This window comes from Salmonella sp. SJTUF15570, from assembly GCF_043357055.1.
GTDB classification, from domain to species: Bacteria; Pseudomonadota; Gammaproteobacteria; order Enterobacterales; family Enterobacteriaceae; genus Salmonella; species Salmonella enterica.
On record NZ_JBEUKJ010000016.1, the window covers coordinates 1 to 16,637 of the forward strand.

General features: G+C 53.5%; 16 protein-coding genes, 2 tRNA genes and 1 rRNA gene. 9 read left to right on the forward strand and 10 right to left on the reverse strand.

Annotated features, from left to right (window positions below; all coding sequences use genetic code 11):
* Nucleotides 1-134: 134 nt before the first annotated feature.
* The 3 genes from rrf (at nucleotide 135) to dkgB (ending at nucleotide 1,486) form a co-directional block, all read left to right on the forward strand.
* Nucleotides 135-250: ribosomal RNA gene (rrf, locus tag ABVN44_RS21990) — 5S ribosomal RNA — on the forward strand.
* Between the two features lie 191 nt (nucleotides 251-441).
* A tRNA-Asp gene (locus tag ABVN44_RS21995) sits at nucleotides 442-518 on the forward strand.
* Nucleotides 519-682: 164 nt separating this feature from the next.
* The gene (gene dkgB / locus ABVN44_RS22000; RefSeq protein WP_000154878.1) at nucleotides 683-1,486 is read left to right on the forward strand and encodes a 2,5-didehydrogluconate reductase DkgB; all 804 of its coding nucleotides are present in this window, start codon (nucleotides 683-685) and stop codon (nucleotides 1,484-1,486) included.
* A gap of 20 nt (nucleotides 1,487-1,506) precedes the next feature.
* On the opposite strand, the gene yafC is transcribed toward dkgB, so the two are convergent.
* Complete coding sequence (gene yafC, locus ABVN44_RS22005) at nucleotides 1,507-2,421, reverse strand: DNA-binding transcriptional regulator YafC (protein ID WP_000648534.1); 915 nt, start codon at nucleotides 2,419-2,421, stop codon at nucleotides 1,507-1,509.
* Nucleotides 2,422-2,525: 104 nt separating this feature from the next.
* Between yafC and ABVN44_RS22010 the strand changes: the two genes are divergently transcribed.
* The 3 genes from ABVN44_RS22010 (at nucleotide 2,526) to ABVN44_RS22020 (ending at nucleotide 5,481) form a co-directional block, all read left to right on the forward strand.
* Nucleotides 2,526-3,701, forward strand: coding sequence for an MFS transporter (locus tag ABVN44_RS22010; protein ID WP_023232359.1), 1,176 nt, complete (start codon nucleotides 2,526-2,528; stop codon nucleotides 3,699-3,701).
* A 131-nt stretch (nucleotides 3,702-3,832) separates the two neighbouring features.
* The gene (locus tag ABVN44_RS22015) at nucleotides 3,833-4,633 is read left to right on the forward strand and encodes an endonuclease/exonuclease/phosphatase family protein (RefSeq protein WP_001230970.1); all 801 of its coding nucleotides are present in this window, start codon (nucleotides 3,833-3,835) and stop codon (nucleotides 4,631-4,633) included.
* A gap of 77 nt (nucleotides 4,634-4,710) precedes the next feature.
* On the forward strand, nucleotides 4,711-5,481 hold the full coding sequence (locus ABVN44_RS22020) for a class I SAM-dependent methyltransferase (RefSeq protein ID WP_000207237.1): 771 nt from the start codon (nucleotides 4,711-4,713) through the stop codon (nucleotides 5,479-5,481).
* A gap of 55 nt (nucleotides 5,482-5,536) precedes the next feature.
* Here ABVN44_RS22020 and mltD read toward each other — a convergent pair whose 3' ends face one another.
* Together mltD and gloB are read right to left on the reverse strand one after the other, a co-directional pair.
* Entirely contained in the window at nucleotides 5,537-6,904 is a 1,368-nt protein-coding gene (mltD, locus tag ABVN44_RS22025; protein ID WP_000644706.1) for a murein transglycosylase D, read from the reverse strand.
* Nucleotides 6,905-6,975: 71 nt separating this feature from the next.
* Nucleotides 6,976-7,731, reverse strand: coding sequence for a hydroxyacylglutathione hydrolase (gene gloB, locus ABVN44_RS22030; protein WP_001052773.1), 756 nt, complete (start codon nucleotides 7,729-7,731; stop codon nucleotides 6,976-6,978).
* 34 nt (nucleotides 7,732-7,765) lie between these two features.
* Here gloB and ABVN44_RS22035 point away from each other — a divergent pair, with 34 nt between their 5' ends.
* Nucleotides 7,766-8,488, forward strand: coding sequence for a class I SAM-dependent methyltransferase (locus ABVN44_RS22035; RefSeq protein WP_000801238.1), 723 nt, complete (start codon nucleotides 7,766-7,768; stop codon nucleotides 8,486-8,488).
* Here the strand turns inward: ABVN44_RS22035 and rnhA are convergent.
* A complete protein-coding gene (gene rnhA / locus ABVN44_RS22040) occupies nucleotides 8,485-8,952 on the reverse strand; it encodes a ribonuclease HI (RefSeq protein ID WP_000917872.1) in 468 nt (155 codons plus the stop codon). The two genes, ABVN44_RS22035 and rnhA, sit on opposite strands and share 4 nt — an antisense overlap.
* Before the next feature lie 63 nt (nucleotides 8,953-9,015).
* Here rnhA and dnaQ point away from each other — a divergent pair, with 63 nt between their 5' ends.
* The gene (gene dnaQ / locus ABVN44_RS22045; protein WP_001670675.1) at nucleotides 9,016-9,747 is read left to right on the forward strand and encodes a DNA polymerase III subunit epsilon; all 732 of its coding nucleotides are present in this window, start codon (nucleotides 9,016-9,018) and stop codon (nucleotides 9,745-9,747) included.
* Nucleotides 9,748-9,880: 133 nt separating this feature from the next.
* A tRNA-Asp gene (locus tag ABVN44_RS22050) sits at nucleotides 9,881-9,957 on the forward strand.
* Between the two features lie 323 nt (nucleotides 9,958-10,280).
* On the opposite strand, the gene ABVN44_RS22055 is transcribed toward ABVN44_RS22050, so the two are convergent.
* The 6 genes from ABVN44_RS22055 to tagK are packed head-to-tail and all read right to left on the reverse strand — an operon-like array spanning nucleotide 10,281 to nucleotide 16,442.
* Nucleotides 10,281-11,336 carry an ImpA family type VI secretion system protein gene (locus ABVN44_RS22055; RefSeq protein ID WP_000367619.1) on the reverse strand — a complete coding sequence of 352 codons (1,056 nt, stop codon included), beginning with the start codon at nucleotides 11,334-11,336 and terminating at the stop codon, nucleotides 10,281-10,283.
* A 10-nt stretch (nucleotides 11,337-11,346) separates the two neighbouring features.
* The gene (tssG, locus tag ABVN44_RS22060) at nucleotides 11,347-12,342 is read right to left on the reverse strand and encodes a type VI secretion system baseplate subunit TssG (protein WP_052908396.1); all 996 of its coding nucleotides are present in this window, start codon (nucleotides 12,340-12,342) and stop codon (nucleotides 11,347-11,349) included.
* On the reverse strand, nucleotides 12,339-14,222 hold the full coding sequence (gene tssF, locus ABVN44_RS22065) for a type VI secretion system baseplate subunit TssF (protein ID WP_000371506.1): 1,884 nt from the start codon (nucleotides 14,220-14,222) through the stop codon (nucleotides 12,339-12,341). Before tssF ends, tssG begins: the two co-directional genes overlap by 4 nt.
* 15 nt (nucleotides 14,223-14,237) lie before the next feature.
* Entirely contained in the window at nucleotides 14,238-14,732 is a 495-nt protein-coding gene (gene tssE / locus ABVN44_RS22070) for a type VI secretion system baseplate subunit TssE (protein ID WP_000108007.1), read from the reverse strand.
* Nucleotides 14,729-15,553 (reverse strand): type VI secretion system accessory protein TagJ, encoded by an 825-nt coding sequence (locus ABVN44_RS22075; protein WP_023232360.1) that lies wholly within the window; start codon nucleotides 15,551-15,553, stop codon nucleotides 14,729-14,731. The genes tssE and ABVN44_RS22075 overlap by 4 nt, the downstream gene beginning before the upstream one ends.
* Nucleotides 15,540-16,442: a type VI secretion system-associated protein TagK gene (gene tagK / locus ABVN44_RS22080; protein WP_000806686.1), complete on the reverse strand. Its 903-nt coding sequence runs from the start codon at nucleotides 16,440-16,442 to the stop codon at nucleotides 15,540-15,542. The genes ABVN44_RS22075 and tagK overlap by 14 nt, the downstream gene beginning before the upstream one ends.
* Between the last annotated feature and the right edge of the window lie 195 nt (nucleotides 16,443-16,637).

Below are 16,637 nucleotides of genomic sequence, written 5' to 3' on the forward strand. Positions count from 1 at the left end.
CGCAATAATTTGCGCAGCAGCAAGGCGGCAAGCGAAGGAAAGGAAGGAGCATACAGAAGTATGTGACTGACTTTACGAGCGCAGGCAACGCCGCTGATGCGATAAAGAATTGCGTACAGAGCACAAAGAATTTGCCTGGCGGCAGTAGCGCGGTGGTCCCACCTGACCCCATGCCGAACTCAGAAGTGAAACGCCGTAGCGCCGATGGTAGTGTGGGGTCTCCCCATGCGAGAGTAGGGAACTGCCAGGCATCAAATTAGAAGTATGGCATTAACTTTCGGGGCAGTTCACTACTCGACAGAGAGTAGGACAAAAGCGAAAGCTTTTGAACGTTGCGAAGCAACGGCCCGAAGGGTGAATCACGAAGTGATTCATAAACTGCCAGGCATCAAATTGCAGTAAACCGGGATGAAAATCCGGGTTGTGACAAAGAAATTCGGTGGAGCGGTAGTTCAGTTGGTTAGAATACCTGCCTGTCACGCAGGGGGTCGCGGGTTCGAGTCCCGTCCGTTCCGCCACTTATTAAGAGCCCTGAGCATTAGCTCAGGGCTTTTTCTTTGCATGTCATTTAATTATTGCTCAATTCGCAAAAATCCTCTGCATTTCTCGCTCTTTTTCTGCAAAGCGCTGAAGGTCATAATCCCCTCAGTTAACGAACATAGTGATTAAAAAGAGGAATTCTATGACTATCCCTGCATTCGGTTTAGGTACTTTTCGCCTGAAAGACGACGTGGTTATCGCTTCTGTTAAAACGGCGCTTGAACTAGGCTACCGTGCTGTCGACACTGCGCAAATCTATGATAATGAAGCGGCTGTTGGACAGGCGATTGCTGAGAGCGGCGTACCGCGTAATGAGCTGTACATCACCACCAAGATCTGGATTGAAAACCTTAGCAAAGACAAGCTAATCCCAAGCCTGAAAGAGAGCCTGAAAAAACTGCGTACCGATTATGTCGATCTGACGCTGATCCACTGGCCATCTCCGGGTGATGCTGTGTCTGTCGAAGAATTTATGCAGGCATTGCTGGAAGCTAAAAAACAAGGGCTGACTCGCGAAATTGGCATTTCAAACTTCACCATTCCGTTGATGAAAAAGGCTATTGCCGCGGTGGGCGCAGACCATATCGCCACCAACCAGATTGAGCTATCTCCGTATCTTCAGAATCGTAAGGTGGTTGACTGGGCGAAAGCGCACGGTATCCATATCACCTCTTACATGACGCTGGCATACGGTAAGGCGCTGAAAGATGAAGTGATTGCGCGCATTGCGGCTAAACATAATGCGACCCCGGCGCAGGTTATTCTGGCATGGGCAATGGGTGAAGGTTACTCGGTGATCCCTTCATCCACCAGGCGTGAAAACCTGGCAAGCAACCTGCTGGCGCAGGACCTGCATCTGGATGCCGAAGATAAAAATGCGATCGCGGCACTGGACTGCAACGATCGTCTGGTTAGCCCGGAAGGACTGGCCCCTGCCTGGGATTAATTACCCGATCCTTTGTACCTTTATCCCTCTTTCACAGCTCCTGCGGGGGCTGTTCTTATATATTCGCTCAAAAAGTCGATAAATGCCCGAATGCGTGTGCTGACTGCGCGATCGCTGTAGTAAACGGCGCTGAAAGGCATTTCTACCGGCAGACGTTTATCGGCCAGCAGTTCCACCAGTTCTCCCCGTGCGATCTCTTTATCAATCATATAATCTGAAAGACATGCAATGCCGTTACCGTTCAGGCAAAGCTGTTTTAACGTTTCTCCGCTGTTGGAAGAAATCCCACATTTGATCTCATGGAGCTGCCCGTCGCTACAGGCAATCGGCCAGGTATTGAGCGAAACAGGTTCTGAGAACCCCAGGCACAGATGCCGTTTTAACTCTTCAACGGTCTCTGGCTTGCCAAAACGGGCAATATAATCCGGTGAGGCGATAATCTTACGATAACTGGTAAATAACGGACGCGCGCGCAGACTTGAATCTGTCAACGTGCCTGCGCGTATCGCAACATCCACTTTTCGTTCAATAAGATTGATGAACGTTTCTGAGGAGACAAGAGACAACGTTATTTCCGGATACCGTTCACGAAAAGGTTTAATCAGCGGCATCAGGAAATGCAGCATTACCGGCGTTGCCGCATCGATACGCAGTAAGCCGCGCGGGGTATTACGCGACTCCATGATTTCCGTTTCTGCGGCGGCCATTTCTTGCAGTATCTGCTGCACGCGCCTGAAGTATCGCTCTCCTTCTTCAGTCAGGCTCAGCTGTCGGGTCGTACGATTAAGCAGACTGACGCCGAGCTTCATCTCCAGCTTTTTAACTGCCCGGCTGACAGCGGAATTGGCCTGTCCAAGCTGCTCTGCCGCCCGGCTGAAGCTGCCGCTTTCCACGACAGCGACAAAAATTGCAAGTTCTTCGGAGGTGGCTTTCATCTTTGCTCCTGAAGCAAAATTAAATTGATATTTTGGCTATTTTTGTCATTAAAACATCCAGGCATACTGCGTGTCATCTGATTACTGTTGTTATGGAGTTATGTATGCCTCTCGCTTTATTTGCACTGACAATAAGTGCCTTCGCTATCGGTACGACTGAGTTTGTGATTGTCGGCCTGGTGCCGACCATTGCACAACAACTGGCTGTCTCGTTACCTTCCGCCGGAATGCTGGTTTCAATCTATGCGCTGGGTGTGGCTATTGGCGCGCCGGTGCTGACCGCGCTGACCGGACGCCTGCCGCGTAAACAGTTACTGGTCGCGCTGATGGTCTTGTTTACGGCGGGGAATTTGCTGGCGTGGCAGGCACCGGGCTATATGACATTAATCGTCGCCCGTCTGCTGACGGGCCTGGCGCACGGCGTGTTCTTCTCGATTGGATCTACCATCGCGACAAGTCTGGTGCCAAAAGAGAAAGCGGCTTCTGCTATCGCTATTATGTTTGGTGGTTTAACGGTAGCTCTGGTCACGGGCGTGCCGCTGGGGACATTTATCGGTCAGCATTTTGGCTGGCGTGAGACCTTCCTTGCGGTATCACTGTTAGGGGTGATTGCGCTGATGAGCAGTCAACTGTTGATCCCGGCCAATATTCCCGGTCGGGCGGCCGCCAGCATTCGTGACCAGGTGAAAGTACTGACTCATCCTCGTCTGTTGCTGATTTACGCCGTTACGGCGCTGGGCTACGGTGGGGTATTCACGGCATTCACCTTCCTGGCGCCGATGATGCAGGATCTGGCGGGATTCTCCCCGGCAGCGGTAAGCTGGATCCTACTGGGGTATGGCGTATCAGTGGCTATCGGCAATATCTGGGGCGGTAAACTGGCGGATAAGCATGGCGCCGTGCCGGCGCTGAAATTCATTTTCGCCGCGCTGTTTGTTCTGCTGATGGTCTTCCAGGTGACGGCTTCCACGCAGTATGCCGCGCTGGCTACCATTCTGGTGATGGGGATCTTTGCTTTCGGTAACGTACCAGGGTTGCAGGTCTACGTGGTACAGAAAGCGGAACAATTCACGCCTAATGCGGTAGATGTGGCGTCAGGTCTGAACATTGCGGCGTTTAACATTGGTATTGCGCTGGGCTCCGTGATTGGCGGGCAAACGGTGGAGCATTACGGTTTGGCGCAGACGCCGTGGATTGGCGCCCTCATTGTTCTGGTGGCTTTCCTGCTGATGGGTGTCAGCGGGCGTCTTGATAAAACTGTACGCATTGCTTTGGAGTAAATTATTGATGTAAGCGCCTACTTACAAAACAAACTGCAATTGTTCGTTGAAAGTGAGTGCTAAAATCCCTATAACAGAAGAACCAGTCCGGTTGAGGACTGGTTGACGTTACAGAGGTTTGAAAGTCAAAAGTGCGAAAAAACACCTATGCGATGCGCTATGTTGCCGGACAGCCCGCTGAGCGGATTTTGCCGCCAGGGTCGTTTGCGAGCATTGGCCAGGCATTGCCCGCCGGGGAACCGCTAAGCAGTGAAGAGCGGATCCGTATCCTCGTGTGGAATATATTCAAGCAGCAGCGAGCCGAATGGTTATCGGTGCTGAAGAACTACGGCAAAGATGCGCATCTGGTCCTGTTGCAGGAGGCACAGACGACGCCTGAACTGGTACAGTTTGCCACCGCTAACTATCTTGCCGCCGACCAGGTTCCCGCTTTTGTACTACCTCAGCATCCGTCTGGCGTCATGACGCTTTCTGCCGCCCATCCTGTTTACTGCTGCCCTTTACGGGAAAGAGAACCGATTTTACGTTTGGCGAAATCAGCCCTGGTGACGGTATATCCCTTGCCGGATACCCGTTTATTAATGGTAGTAAATGTTCATGCGGTAAATTTTAGTCTGGGCGTGGACGTATACAGTAAGCAGTTACTTCCGATCGGCGACCAGATTGCGCACCATAGCGGCCCTGTCATTATGGCGGGTGATTTTAATGCCTGGAGCCGCCCACGTATGAATGCGTTGTACCGCTTTGCACGTGAGATGTCGCTGCGCCAGGTGCGTTTCACTGACGATCAGCGCCGTCGTGCGTTTGGACGACCGCTGGATTTTGTTTTTTATCGTGGTTTAAACGTGAATGAAGCCTCCGTACTGGTGACGCGCGCTTCCGATCACAATCCGCTACTCGTTGAATTCAGTCCCGGCAAACCTGAGCAATAAAGGTGCGTCAGGTCTGCCGTGGGGCAGGCCTCTTCGGGTGCTGCCCTTTACTTTTCTCATAACAGAAGGGCACTACCATGACAACGCATTCCCACCATGACAATGTTGAAAAGCAGTTTGGTTCACAGGCGAACGCCTATTTACATAGCGCCGTTCACGCATCGGGTCGTGACTTAGCGCGGCTGGCGCAAAGGCTGTCTGATTTTTCCCACGCGAACGTACTGGATATGGGATGTGGGGCTGGACACGCGAGTTTTGTCGCTGCGCAACATGCCAACTCGGTCGTGGCATACGATTTATCCGCCAGCATGCTTGAGGTTGTCGCTGGAGCGGCGGAAGAAAGACATTTAAGTAATATTACTCTCCGCCAAGGCTATGCCGAAAAACTGCCCTTTGAAGATGCATCGTTTGAGGTGGTGATTAGCCGCTATTCCGCGCATCACTGGCACGACGTTGGTCAGGCATTGCGTGAGGTTTATCGTGTATTAAAACCCGGCGGCGTGCTGATTATCATGGATGTCATGTCGCCTGGACATCCTGTACGCGATATCTGGCTGCAAACGGTGGAGGCGTTACGCGACACGTCGCATGTCCGTAACTATTCCAGTGGCGAATGGCTGACGATGGTCAATAACGCGATGCTGGTAACGAATACCGTGATAACCGATCGTTTATCGCTGGAGTTTCGCTCATGGGTAACGCGGATGCGTACGCCAGCGCCGTTGGTTGAGGCGATTCGATTATATCAGGCGAGTGCCCCGGTAGAGGTGAAGCGTTATTTTGAGTTGCAGGATGACGGCTCGTTTAGCAGCGATACTATCATGCTGGAAGCGCATAAAGCGGTATAGCAATTTAAAAGGCGCCGGGGGAAGCGGCGCCTTTTGGCTTTTTCGTCGGGCAATATCAGGAGTCTGGCGTGCTATTGTCCTTCACAAACAACGTAAGCTGATCGCCCGGTTGTAGATTATCCGTATCATGGTTCCAGCGCATCACATCTTTGATATTCACCCCGTGACGTCTGGCGATACTGGAAAGCGAATCGCCTTTACGGACACGATAGGTAATGCTATCGCTATTGTTTGCCAGTCGTTGTGCGCTGCTGCCAGCGCCTACGGTCAGGCTTTGCCCGATTTTCAGGCGCGAACCACGCAGGTTGTTCCACTGCTGCAAGTCCTTCGTGCTTACGCCAAGCCGCGAAGCAATACCGGAAAGCGTATCGCCAGAGCGCACCTTATAGCTACGGCTATTCAATGGCGTATTGTCGGCGATCAGTTGGGACTGAACGGCGTCAATCTCACCGGAAGCCAGCGACTCACGCAACTGCTCGGCATGCTTTTTGGGCACCATAACATATTGCGGACCGCTTACGCCTAAGGTAGACCCTTTTACACCGGCATTAAACGTCTTCAGCTTGCTGATAGACATGCCCGCCATATCCGCAACCTGGGCCATTTCAACTGGACTGTTTAAACGAACTCGTGCCAGCGCTCGGCTTTCATCTGTTGTTGGCAGACGTACGCCGTAGCGTTTGCTGTTTTTGAGAATTTCACTCAATGCCAGCATCTTAGGTACGTAGAGTTTCGTTTCTCTGGGCAAAGAAAGCGACCAGAAATCCGTCGGTTTTCCACGCGCTTTGTTTGCTTTAATTGCCCGCATAACACGGCCTTCGCCGCTGTTATACGCTGCAACGGTTAACAGCCAGTCGCCGTCAAACATTTTGTTCAGACGCTGCATCATGTCTAACGCGGCGGTCGTAGAGGCTACAACATCGCGACGCGCGTCATAATTACGGGTCTGCTTTAAACCATAATTGCGCCCTGTGCTCGGTATGATCTGCCAGATGCCTGCGGCATTGGCGCCAGACGTTGCGTGAGGATCAAAAGCGCTCTCCACTATGGGTAGTAGTACCAGCTCCATAGGCATGTTACGTTTCTTAACCTGCCCCGCTATCCAGTACATATACGGCTCTGCCCGTAAAGTTACATCGTGGAGATAGCTCTTATTGCGTAAATACTTCTGTTTCTGTTCGCGAATCCGGCTGTTTTCCGGAATTCCCATCTTTAGCTCGTCGCCAATGAAAGCCCACAAGTCCTGATCTGGCGCGATAGACGTTCCGTCGTCCATCCATCGTGCCTGACTCGTAAACTTTCCTGCTTCCCCTTGACCAGCTGCAGAAAGGCTCTGTGCGTGCTGTTGGACGTTGCCAGTGTTCTGAGACGTCTGGCACCCCACAAGCAGGACAGAGGCGAGTAATATCGCTTTTGCCTTCATGTGTGTGTCAATAGTTGCTTAAAAGACGACCGATCATAACGGCGAAGTTAGCGAATGACAAGTAAGAATTATCAGAACGTGTCTTTCTTTGACCTTAACCATGCAAAACGCGCTTCTGGTTGTTGCAATATTGTTTCTTTGTTTATTTCGTTAATTAAATCAATATCTTCAGTTCTTAAAAAAAGATTAATCTTACGCTCATTTTTAAGAATAACGGGTAATGTCATTTGTTTTTTTACACGTAACTCTTTAACTTTACGATAATATTCATTTATGAACGAATCGTGCGGAAGTATGCTCAATGCGAACTTAATGTTAGCTAAAGTGTATTCGTGAGCGCAGCAAATGAGCGTGTCGTCAGGCAGAGAGTTAATTTTCATAAGTGACTGATACATCTGTGATGGCGTGCCTTCAAACAGTCGACCACAGCCGCCAGAGAACAGCGTGTCGCCGCAGAATAAGTAAGGGTGGCTAAAGTAACAGACGTGTCCTAACGTGTGGCCCGGCGTGGCAAAAAGAGTAAATTTCTCGCCTAAAACGCGAATAGTATCGCCATCGCCAACAAGATGGGTTGCTCCCTTGTCTTGCGTTTCCGCCGGTCCATAAACCGTCATTTGCGGGAAGTGTTGCAACAGCTCTTTGACTCCGCCAACATGGTCGTGATGGTGATGCGTCAGAAAAATCGCCTCCGGCATCCACTTATGTTCAGCAATGGCCTTTAAGACGGGGGCCGCTTCGCCGGGATCAACAATCACACAGCGGCCTTCATCATTGGTCAGCACCCAGATGTAATTGTCCTGAAACGCGGGAATACTGTTAAGATTCATATATTACCTCTCAAATAATTAGCGGAAGGTTGCGATGAAACCGGCAAGGCTCTCTCAAACTGTCGTTGCGCCCGGATGTTGGGGTGAGTTGCCCTGGGGCAATTACTACCGTGAGGCGCTGGAACAGCAGCTAAATCCGTGGTTTGCAAAAATGTATGGTTTCCATTTGCTTAAAATCGGTAATTTAAGCGCAGAAATCAATTCCGAAGCGTGCGCGGTCTCTCATCAGGTGAATGTTTCATCGCAGGGCTCACCGATGCAGGTTCTGGCCGATCCGCTACACCTTCCTTTTGCAGATAAATCCGTCGATGTTTGTCTGCTGGCGCATACTTTGCCGTGGTGTACCGATCCGCACCGTTTATTGCGGGAAGCCGACCGCGTATTGATTGATGACGGTTGGCTGGTCATCAGTGGATTTAACCCGCTGAGTTTGATGGGGTTACGTAAACTGGTACCTGTTTTACGTAAAACACCGCCCTATAATAGTCGGATGTTTACCCTTATGCGGCAACTGGACTGGCTGTCTTTACTCAATTTTGAAGTGCTACATTATAGCCGTTTTCATGTCTTACCCTGGAAAAAGCAGGGGGGGCGGCTTTTAAATACGCATATCCCGGCGCTGGGCTGTTTACAGCTTATTGTGGCCCGTAAGCGGACCATTCCGCTTACGCTTAATCCGCTGCGACATAATAAAAGTAAAACCCCTATCCGCCAGACCGTTGGCGCCACCCGGCAATATCGCAAACCGGATGGCTAAGCTTCCGCTTGGTAGCCACTATCTTCCTGCGTGGGATTCATTGCCGCGGCGCGCGCCAGTTCATCACAACGCTCGTTTTCGGGATGGCCTGCATGGCCTTTGACCCATACCCATTTGATCTGATGCTGACCTAACGCAGCATCGAGACGTTTCCACAGATCGACATTTTTTACGGGTTTCTTTTCCGCAGTTTTCCAGCCGCGTTTCTTCCAGTTATGAATCCATTGGGTAATTCCTTGCCGCACATATTGGCTGTCGGTGCTCAATGTCACTTCGCAATGTTCTTTTAACGCTTCAAGCGCGACGATCGCCGCCATCAGTTCCATACGGTTATTGGTGGTCAGCGTGTAACCTTCACTAAACGTTTTTTCATGACCGCGATAGCGTAAGATAGCGCCATAACCACCAGGCCCTGGATTCCCCAGGCAAGAGCCATCGGTGAAAATTTCTACCTGTTTAAGCATCTCTGGTAGACTTCCTGTAATTGAAATCGATAACAAAACGCAAGTCTGACATAAATGACCGATATGAGCACTGCAATTACACGACAGATTGTCCTCGATACCGAAACCACCGGTATGAACCAGATAGGCGCGCACTATGAAGGTCACAAGATTATTGAGATCGGTGCGGTTGAGGTGATAAACCGTCGTCTGACCGGCAACAATTTTCATGTTTACCTGAAGCCGGATCGGCTGGTGGATCCGGAGGCGTTTGGCGTACACGGTATTGCCGATGAGTTTCTGCTGGATAAGCCGGTTTTTGCTGATGTGGTCGATGAGTTTCTTGATTATATCCGCGGCGCGGAGCTGGTCATCCATAACGCATCGTTCGATATCGGCTTTATGGATTATGAGTTTGGTCTGCTTAAACGCGATATTCCTAAAACCAATACTTTCTGCAAAGTTACCGACAGCCTGGCGTTGGCGCGGAAAATGTTCCCCGGCAAGCGTAACAGCCTTGATGCGCTGTGTTCGCGTTATGAGATAGATAATAGCAAACGTACTTTGCACGGCGCATTGCTCGATGCCCAGATCCTTGCCGAAGTGTATCTGGCGATGACGGGCGGACAAACGTCCATGACGTTTGCGATGGAAGGAGAGACGCAACGGCAGCAAGGTGAAGCGACCATTCAGCGAATCGTTCGCCAGGCCAGCCGGTTACGGGTCGTTTTTGCCTCTGAGGAAGAGCTGGCTGCGCATGAATCGCGGCTTGATCTGGTGCAGAAAAAGGGCGGAAGTTGCCTTTGGCGGGCATAATTTATTCCTTTTTAGGCTATAAAAATCATCCTTCGGGCGATTTTTGCAGCAACTGATTCAAAAGGTGAGAAAAAGCGTTGACGGGCGACACCGCAAACCGTAATATTCGCCTCGTTCCCAGCGGGAACATCACGGAGCGGTAGTTCAGTTGGTTAGAATACCTGCCTGTCACGCAGGGGGTCGCGGGTTCGAGTCCCGTCCGTTCCGCCAGATACAAATCTCAGGGTGTTTTTATACATCCTGTGAAGTAAAAAAAAACCGTATCACTGTAAAAGGGATACGGTTTTTTTTTCGTCTTCAAGAAGTTCCACCGCCTATCGTGGAATCTAATGCAAATGGGCCTACGCCTGGATGACGAACAGGATATTACCGCCACTTCTTTCACTGTCATGGCTATTTTGATCCCACTGACATTTAAGGCGCGGCCTCATGGCGGTGCTTAACCGGGATCGGGACATGTTCAGCGCAGAAGCAGACTGCGTAATGTTGATGTCACTCAGATAATTACGGAGAACCGCCAGACATGCGCATCATCACTCCAGGGCATCCCACTTCTCCAGCAACTCCACCGGGATCTCATTGATCACCTCCGAGAACCGTTTTCCCACCAGTCTTTCAGCCTGGCGTAACAGTGGGATGGTTGGGCTGCTGGGTTCACTGCTCTCAAACCAGCGACGAATACACCGCAGGCGTTCCAGCGCATCATTACGATCGCGAATTGGCCCCGGTTCAGCATTGTGTGGGAGGGATATACCGGGTGGCGCGTTGACAGGCGGCACATCCTCTGCCCGTGCCGGAACGGCATTATCCATAACCGTGCCTGCGGGGTCTGGCACTGGCGCTGGCGACGGAGGGATTTCCGGTGTGGTTGTCTGTACCACGTCAGGCAGCAGCGCTAACAACTGCCGCAGGCGTGAAAAATCTGGAGCCAGATCGCCTAATGTCTCACGCGCCCACACTTGCAGGCGTTCTGCGCTTTCCTGCGCTTCGCGAAACGCCGCCAGCGGTAATGCCCCACGGGCTTCGAGGTCGGCCAGTTGCTGGCGGACGGATTCGGGGGCCAGCGCATCAGCCGGGCGGGGAGCGGATAACGCGCGCTCGACATCCCGTACCTGCAGGCGCAGGGCGGCGCTGTTTGACAGCGTGATACCGCGAATGTCTGCCATCACGCCTTCGTGATCCAGCAGCGCCGCCAGGGCATTACTGCGCGCCAGCGCCGCATCTTCAATAGATTCTGCGGATGCGCCTTCGCCGGTAAGCAGCTGTGGATGGAGTGCATCGGACCAGATTACGCTCAGTTCTGCCAGTTGCGTGAGCATTTCCGCCAGTCCCTGTGCGCCAGCCTGCTGGATGCGACTGCGCAGCAGCAGGATCAACACCCGGATATCCTTACTGCGCGTGAGCAGACGGCGCGCATCACGCTCAATTTCCGGCCAGTTCACGGCTTCCGGCGTACTGACAAAATCACCATATTGCGCCTCCGCCTGGGGGGCGGCGCGGCTGAACAGCAGCAGGTACTCCGGATCGTACTCCGGATCGGGGCCGCAGGGTTGTTCCGCGCTTACCGGTTTAGTCAGGGACATGTCCATATCATTACTCTCAGTGGGTTAAGCCGTGTTCAGGTTCAAAAATCATGCCGGTCACCGGACGGTCATGCATGGCTTTACCTGCCCAGGCCGTCCAGCCAAGCCGCTGCGCGCCGCCGATCACCGCAGGCGGTGCGGCATGAGGCTTCAACTGCAGCTCAATTTCCCAGCAATATTCAAAACCAATGAACGTACGCACCAGTTCTGTCAGCACGGGCAGATTGTTGCCGCCGGGCAGAAAACGCAGGTAATCCTCCAGCGTGAGCGGGCCGATAATTAGCTGGAATTTGTACTGCATATCCGGTACGGCCTGGCCGATAAGCGCCCCGTTGCCCAGCACCGAAGACTGCGCGGGCGTGCCCAGACGGGTGATTTCATCGTTCGCCACCGTTATCCAGTGCAGGGCGAACTCTTTCACCGCAAAAGGTACGCTGAAATAGTGTGCCAGCGTGGCGGCCAGCCCGTCAGGATTGCGCGATTCGCGTACCAGATGGGCGGAGGCTGCCAGGCGAACATGATCTGACAGCGGGCTTTCGGCGCTTTCCCGTAGATCCTGCCCGCTGAGACTGGCGATATAAAACGCAAAACGGTCGTGTTCCGGTTTGTCCAACCCGCCACCAGCGGACTGGGCGCTGCGCCATGCCTGCCAGAACTGCGTCAGCCAGCGGTGGTGAAAAATATTGGAAAAATGAACCAGCGTCGGATCGTGACGACTCTCTGAGCGGTTTAGTGCCAGCTCGGTATAGTGCAGCGGCAACGGGCCGTTTGGCCCCCATAGTCCGAGGCTGTACAGGCTCAGGTGCAGGCGTCCATCCTGCCAGCTGACCTGGGCGATTTCCCGTGGCGCAAAGGTCATCGTCGGCGTCTGTCCCAGACGGAATTTTTCCATCCGTGGCTGCCAGATACTGCCTGCCGGAGTATCACAGAGCTGGGCATCCACGCGCCGCATCAGGTTCAGGAATCCGTAACGCCAGGGGGTTTTCTGCGCCTGGTTGAGAGCGCCGGTCATACGCTCCCCCGTTGCCCGGTTCTGACCGGCCAGGTCATGACATGCCCGCGTTGCATCGAGTGCAGCGTCATCTGCGAGAAGGTATTAATGGAAACATGGCGGGCAATATAGTGTTCCAGCACCAGACCGAACAGGTAAGGACTGATACCGGAAAATCCTTCTTCGTCCACGGTCAGTTCGCAACTGACGCCCCGGCCATAGACCAACAGGCCGGAGCCGGGCAGGCGGCGGGTCACCGGGGTGGTTTTGCAGCCAATCAGGCTGCGCACCTGGCGCGACTGCGGGCTGTCGTGAGCCGGGATAAACAGATTCAGCAGATCGCGCAGCGCTTGGCCGCCGGTGCGGTGATCCAGATCGGCCAGCGGCAGATAATTAAACGACAACTGCCGGATCAGCCGCCAGGCCATTTCGCGTTCAGCCAGCGGCGGCTGCGGCGGGCGCGGCGGTTTGATAAGACCCACGCCCGCCACCGGAATCGCCGCATCTACGGTCAGATCATCCCGGCCATTACGTGGAATAAGGCAGGGCAGATCGCGGTTAGTCACCATTGCCGTGACGGTGATATGGCGCAGATTTTCCGGGTAGGGCGCTTCATGCTGATCAACCAGCGACAGGAAGACTTCCGAGCCGGTATAGGGGGTTCGGGTGCCATAGCGGCGGGCGTTTTCTGACGAGCGGCGCGGCTCACGACGCAGTGAAAAATAACGCCCGTGGTTGCCTTCGTCATTATTACGGGTGTGATACAGCGGACGAAAAATCATCTTCCGTGTGGTTTCCGCTTCCAGGCCTTCGACTTCCTGGACAGAAAACACCTCGTAATCCAGCGGACGGGTACGATCCACCACCAGATGCTGTTCCGTCACGCTGTGAGTGACTTCAATCCGGGTGGTGGTGCGGGGAAACAGGTTGATCACCGGCGTACAGAACAGGCTGAACTGTGCGGCGTCCGTCTGATGAATCAGCCAGTCCGGCGGCAGGCGGTTAAGCAGTATGACAATTTCCGCCACATTGCCCTGCACCTTTTGTAACCCGGCAGACAATCCGGTCGGGGTGAAGAAGTAAAACCGTTCCGGACAGGCGAAAAATTCATGCAGCAGATTATGGCCGTGAAACACGTTCCAGGCGAGCGGCAGCAGCCCCTGCCCTGGCTCCAGCCCTTCGTGCGCCACCGGGTGTTGAAGATTCACATTCAGTTCGCCGTCAAAGTGACCGGGTTCACCGGCCAGTGTGGCGACGGCGCTGGTATGCAGCAGCTCAAACAGGTGTGACGCAATGCGTTCTTCGCCGCAGAGGTAAAAGGGCAGCCGTGCCGGACCGGCCAGCTCGCTGAAAGTCAGTTCCCCGAAGGTTCGCAGGGTGATGCGCAATGCCCCGGCGACATGAATATTAGGCGGCAGATAGCGGTGCAGGGCGGGCATATCCGGCGGCGCGGCGGTCAGGCGTACCTCCTCGATGGACAGCGGCCACAGCGTGACGTCCTGGCTGCTGCGAAACTGGCAGGCGGTATTTTCGCCTTCCGGGATAGGGGAAACGAACGCGGTATCGCGCGGCACGGTGACCCCTTTCGCCAGGTCGCCTTCCTGCGTATCGGGATACAGCTTTACCACTGCCATCGATGGCGTGGGGGTGACGTAATTGGGGCTGACGACTTCCAGTAACCGCTGTGTGAAGCGGGGAAACTCGGCGTCAATTTTTAGCTGAGTGCGGGCGCTCAGAAAGCTGAACGCCTCGATCATGCGTTCCACATACGGGTCGGCAATATCGGTTCCCTGCATCCCCAGTCGGGCGGCAATTTTGGGATGGAGGGTGGCGAACTCAGCACCAGTCTCCCGCAGGTAGCTCAGTTCGCGGTTGTAATACTCCAGTAGCCGTGGATCCATGAATAATGCCCTGTATTAAAAGAACGTAATGCGGCTCAGCTCCATATCCAGCGCGCTGCGTACCAGAAACTCCGTGGGATACGGCTGCGTCAGAATTTGTCCGCGAATTTCAAACTGTAGCGTGTTATAGCTACCCTGCCGGGTTTTATCGAGCAATGGCGTGACCCTGAGTGTGGCGGCGTTCAGCCGGGGTTCGAAACGGATAATGGCGCGCCGGATCGCCTCGCTGATATCGTCCCACTTATGCTCATACATAAAGCTGCCCGCCAGCGGCGGCAGGCCATAGTTGAGCACTGACGCCGCCGCCTGCGGATAGCGCCGGGCGTCGATGTCACCCTCGTGGCTAATGGTATTGAGCAAAAAGGAGAGATCCCGACGAATGATCTCCTTCAGTTGTACCGGCGTGACGCTGATATCCCGGTCAATTTTCTGATACGGAGCATTGTCACACAGCCGATCAAATAGGGTGGGCAGCAGGTGGTTAGCGGGTGTAAAACGAGACGTGCTCATGCGCCATCGTTTTCCTGAGCATGAAAGGTACAATGGGTCATGTCCAGCAGGCTGATATCGCCGTGGCTGGTCAGCCACACTTTCTGCCCCAGCGCCCGCACGGTGGTTTCGCCGGGGCCGTCCTGCCAGGCGGTTTCCCGGCACAGACGCAGGGCGTCAGATGCACTTTCCGAACCGCTGTAGCGGGTAAAGAGCCAGGCGCCGTGCGTATCGCCATTCATCAGGGTGATATTAATGGGTTTCCACAGCAGATCGGTCAGGCGCGTCGGTTGCGGCGATTCCAGCGAGCGTATTTGCGAAAACGGCAGCCAGATATACACGCCGCCGGTGACTAGCTCAAGTACCGGGCCAAGGCGGGAATCGCTGTCGCTCGCCCAGTCAAATGCGCCGCCGTTCCACTGCCCGCCCGTGTCTGTTATGGCTTCCAGTGCGGTATTACGGTGTTTATCAACCTCACCGGTATCGTCATGACAGGCGAGTGCCGCCAGCAGTGACTCCACCCAAACGGGCTGCGGCAGAAGAAAACCGGGTCGTTGTTCACCCTGAAAAACGGTGTGGCGGAACATTTCGCAGCGAACCAGCTCCCGGTACAGCCGGGCCTCCTGGGTATAATTGGCCTCCATCCTGGCGCATAGCTGAAGCTGGTGTAGCGCCCGCGACCAGTCTCCGGCCACACACAGCAACTGAAACAGGCTGTGGCGGCAGAGCGCTTTCGCCGGATTTTCCCGAACCTGCTGCTCCGCCATCTGAATCCCCTCCGCAATAGAGTATTCCTGTATCAGCGCGGACAGGGTAGCAGGAAGCGTGTCAGTTTTTTTCATGGGCGGTATTTCCATTTTTCTGTGTCGGAGTGATTCGGTAGTGGCTGTCGATGCCAATAATACGATGCTCGCGGCGGGTCAGATCGGGCAGTATCTCGCTATGTGCGGTTTTCCCCGCCTGTTCCGGCGAGAGCAGTTGCAGGATATCGGGCATTGATTCCATCGCCAGCCAGTGCATTTCACCCTCACCGGTCGTGTCCAGCATATCCAGAATGGCATCAATACCGGGCGCGCCTGCCACCATATCCTGTAACGTGTCGGTGTCGCCCTTTTTATCGTATAACGACGTCAAATCCTGGGTGACAGCGTCTTCATTTCGGGGAAACGGTTTAGGACGGAGGGGCTTTTCCTGCCCGGAGGGCCGCAATGCCTGCTGATATTCCTGGTAAAGCTGGTGTAGCGTGCTATCCGCTTCATGGCCGGTGTAAGAGGATGCGGTTTCCCGGACGGGAATAATATCGAACGGGTTCTGCGGATTGAGCTGTTGTTGTTTAAACCAGTCCAGATCCAGGTACTCAGCAACGGATTCAGATGACTGAACCAACTGAGGAAACGAAACATCGGGACGGGACTCATCATTGGTGCGGGCAAGGCACCAGGATGACAGACCCCATTCAATCGTATCTCCATCATTCAGCCGCATACGGTGATGAGGTTCCATCACCTGCTCATTGACGGCACAGCACAGTTCATCGGAGTGATTAACAATCCACCACGCCTCTTCGTGGCGAACAAGACTGAGCGCGATATCGTCTTTCCCATGTTGCTCAAAAAGCGGAATGTAGGGGGCGGCGGCAGTAAATACGATGTATGTCCCTGCGGGATACTGTGCGTTATCCGTTATACCCTGCGACTGTATTTTCCGTAATTCCCACATGTCTTGTTTCATTATGTCCCTTAAATGTATTTATTTTTCTGGAGGAAACGTTTAGGGAGTTTTAATTCATAAGTAATTTTAACTAAATTCATAGGGGGCATTATTGATGACACCCTTTTTATTATTTTCGTCGTGAATGCATTGTTGTATGCATAGATGTCTTTTTTGAAATATTATTTCTTTTAATTCTGCAATTTCGATTTTTAT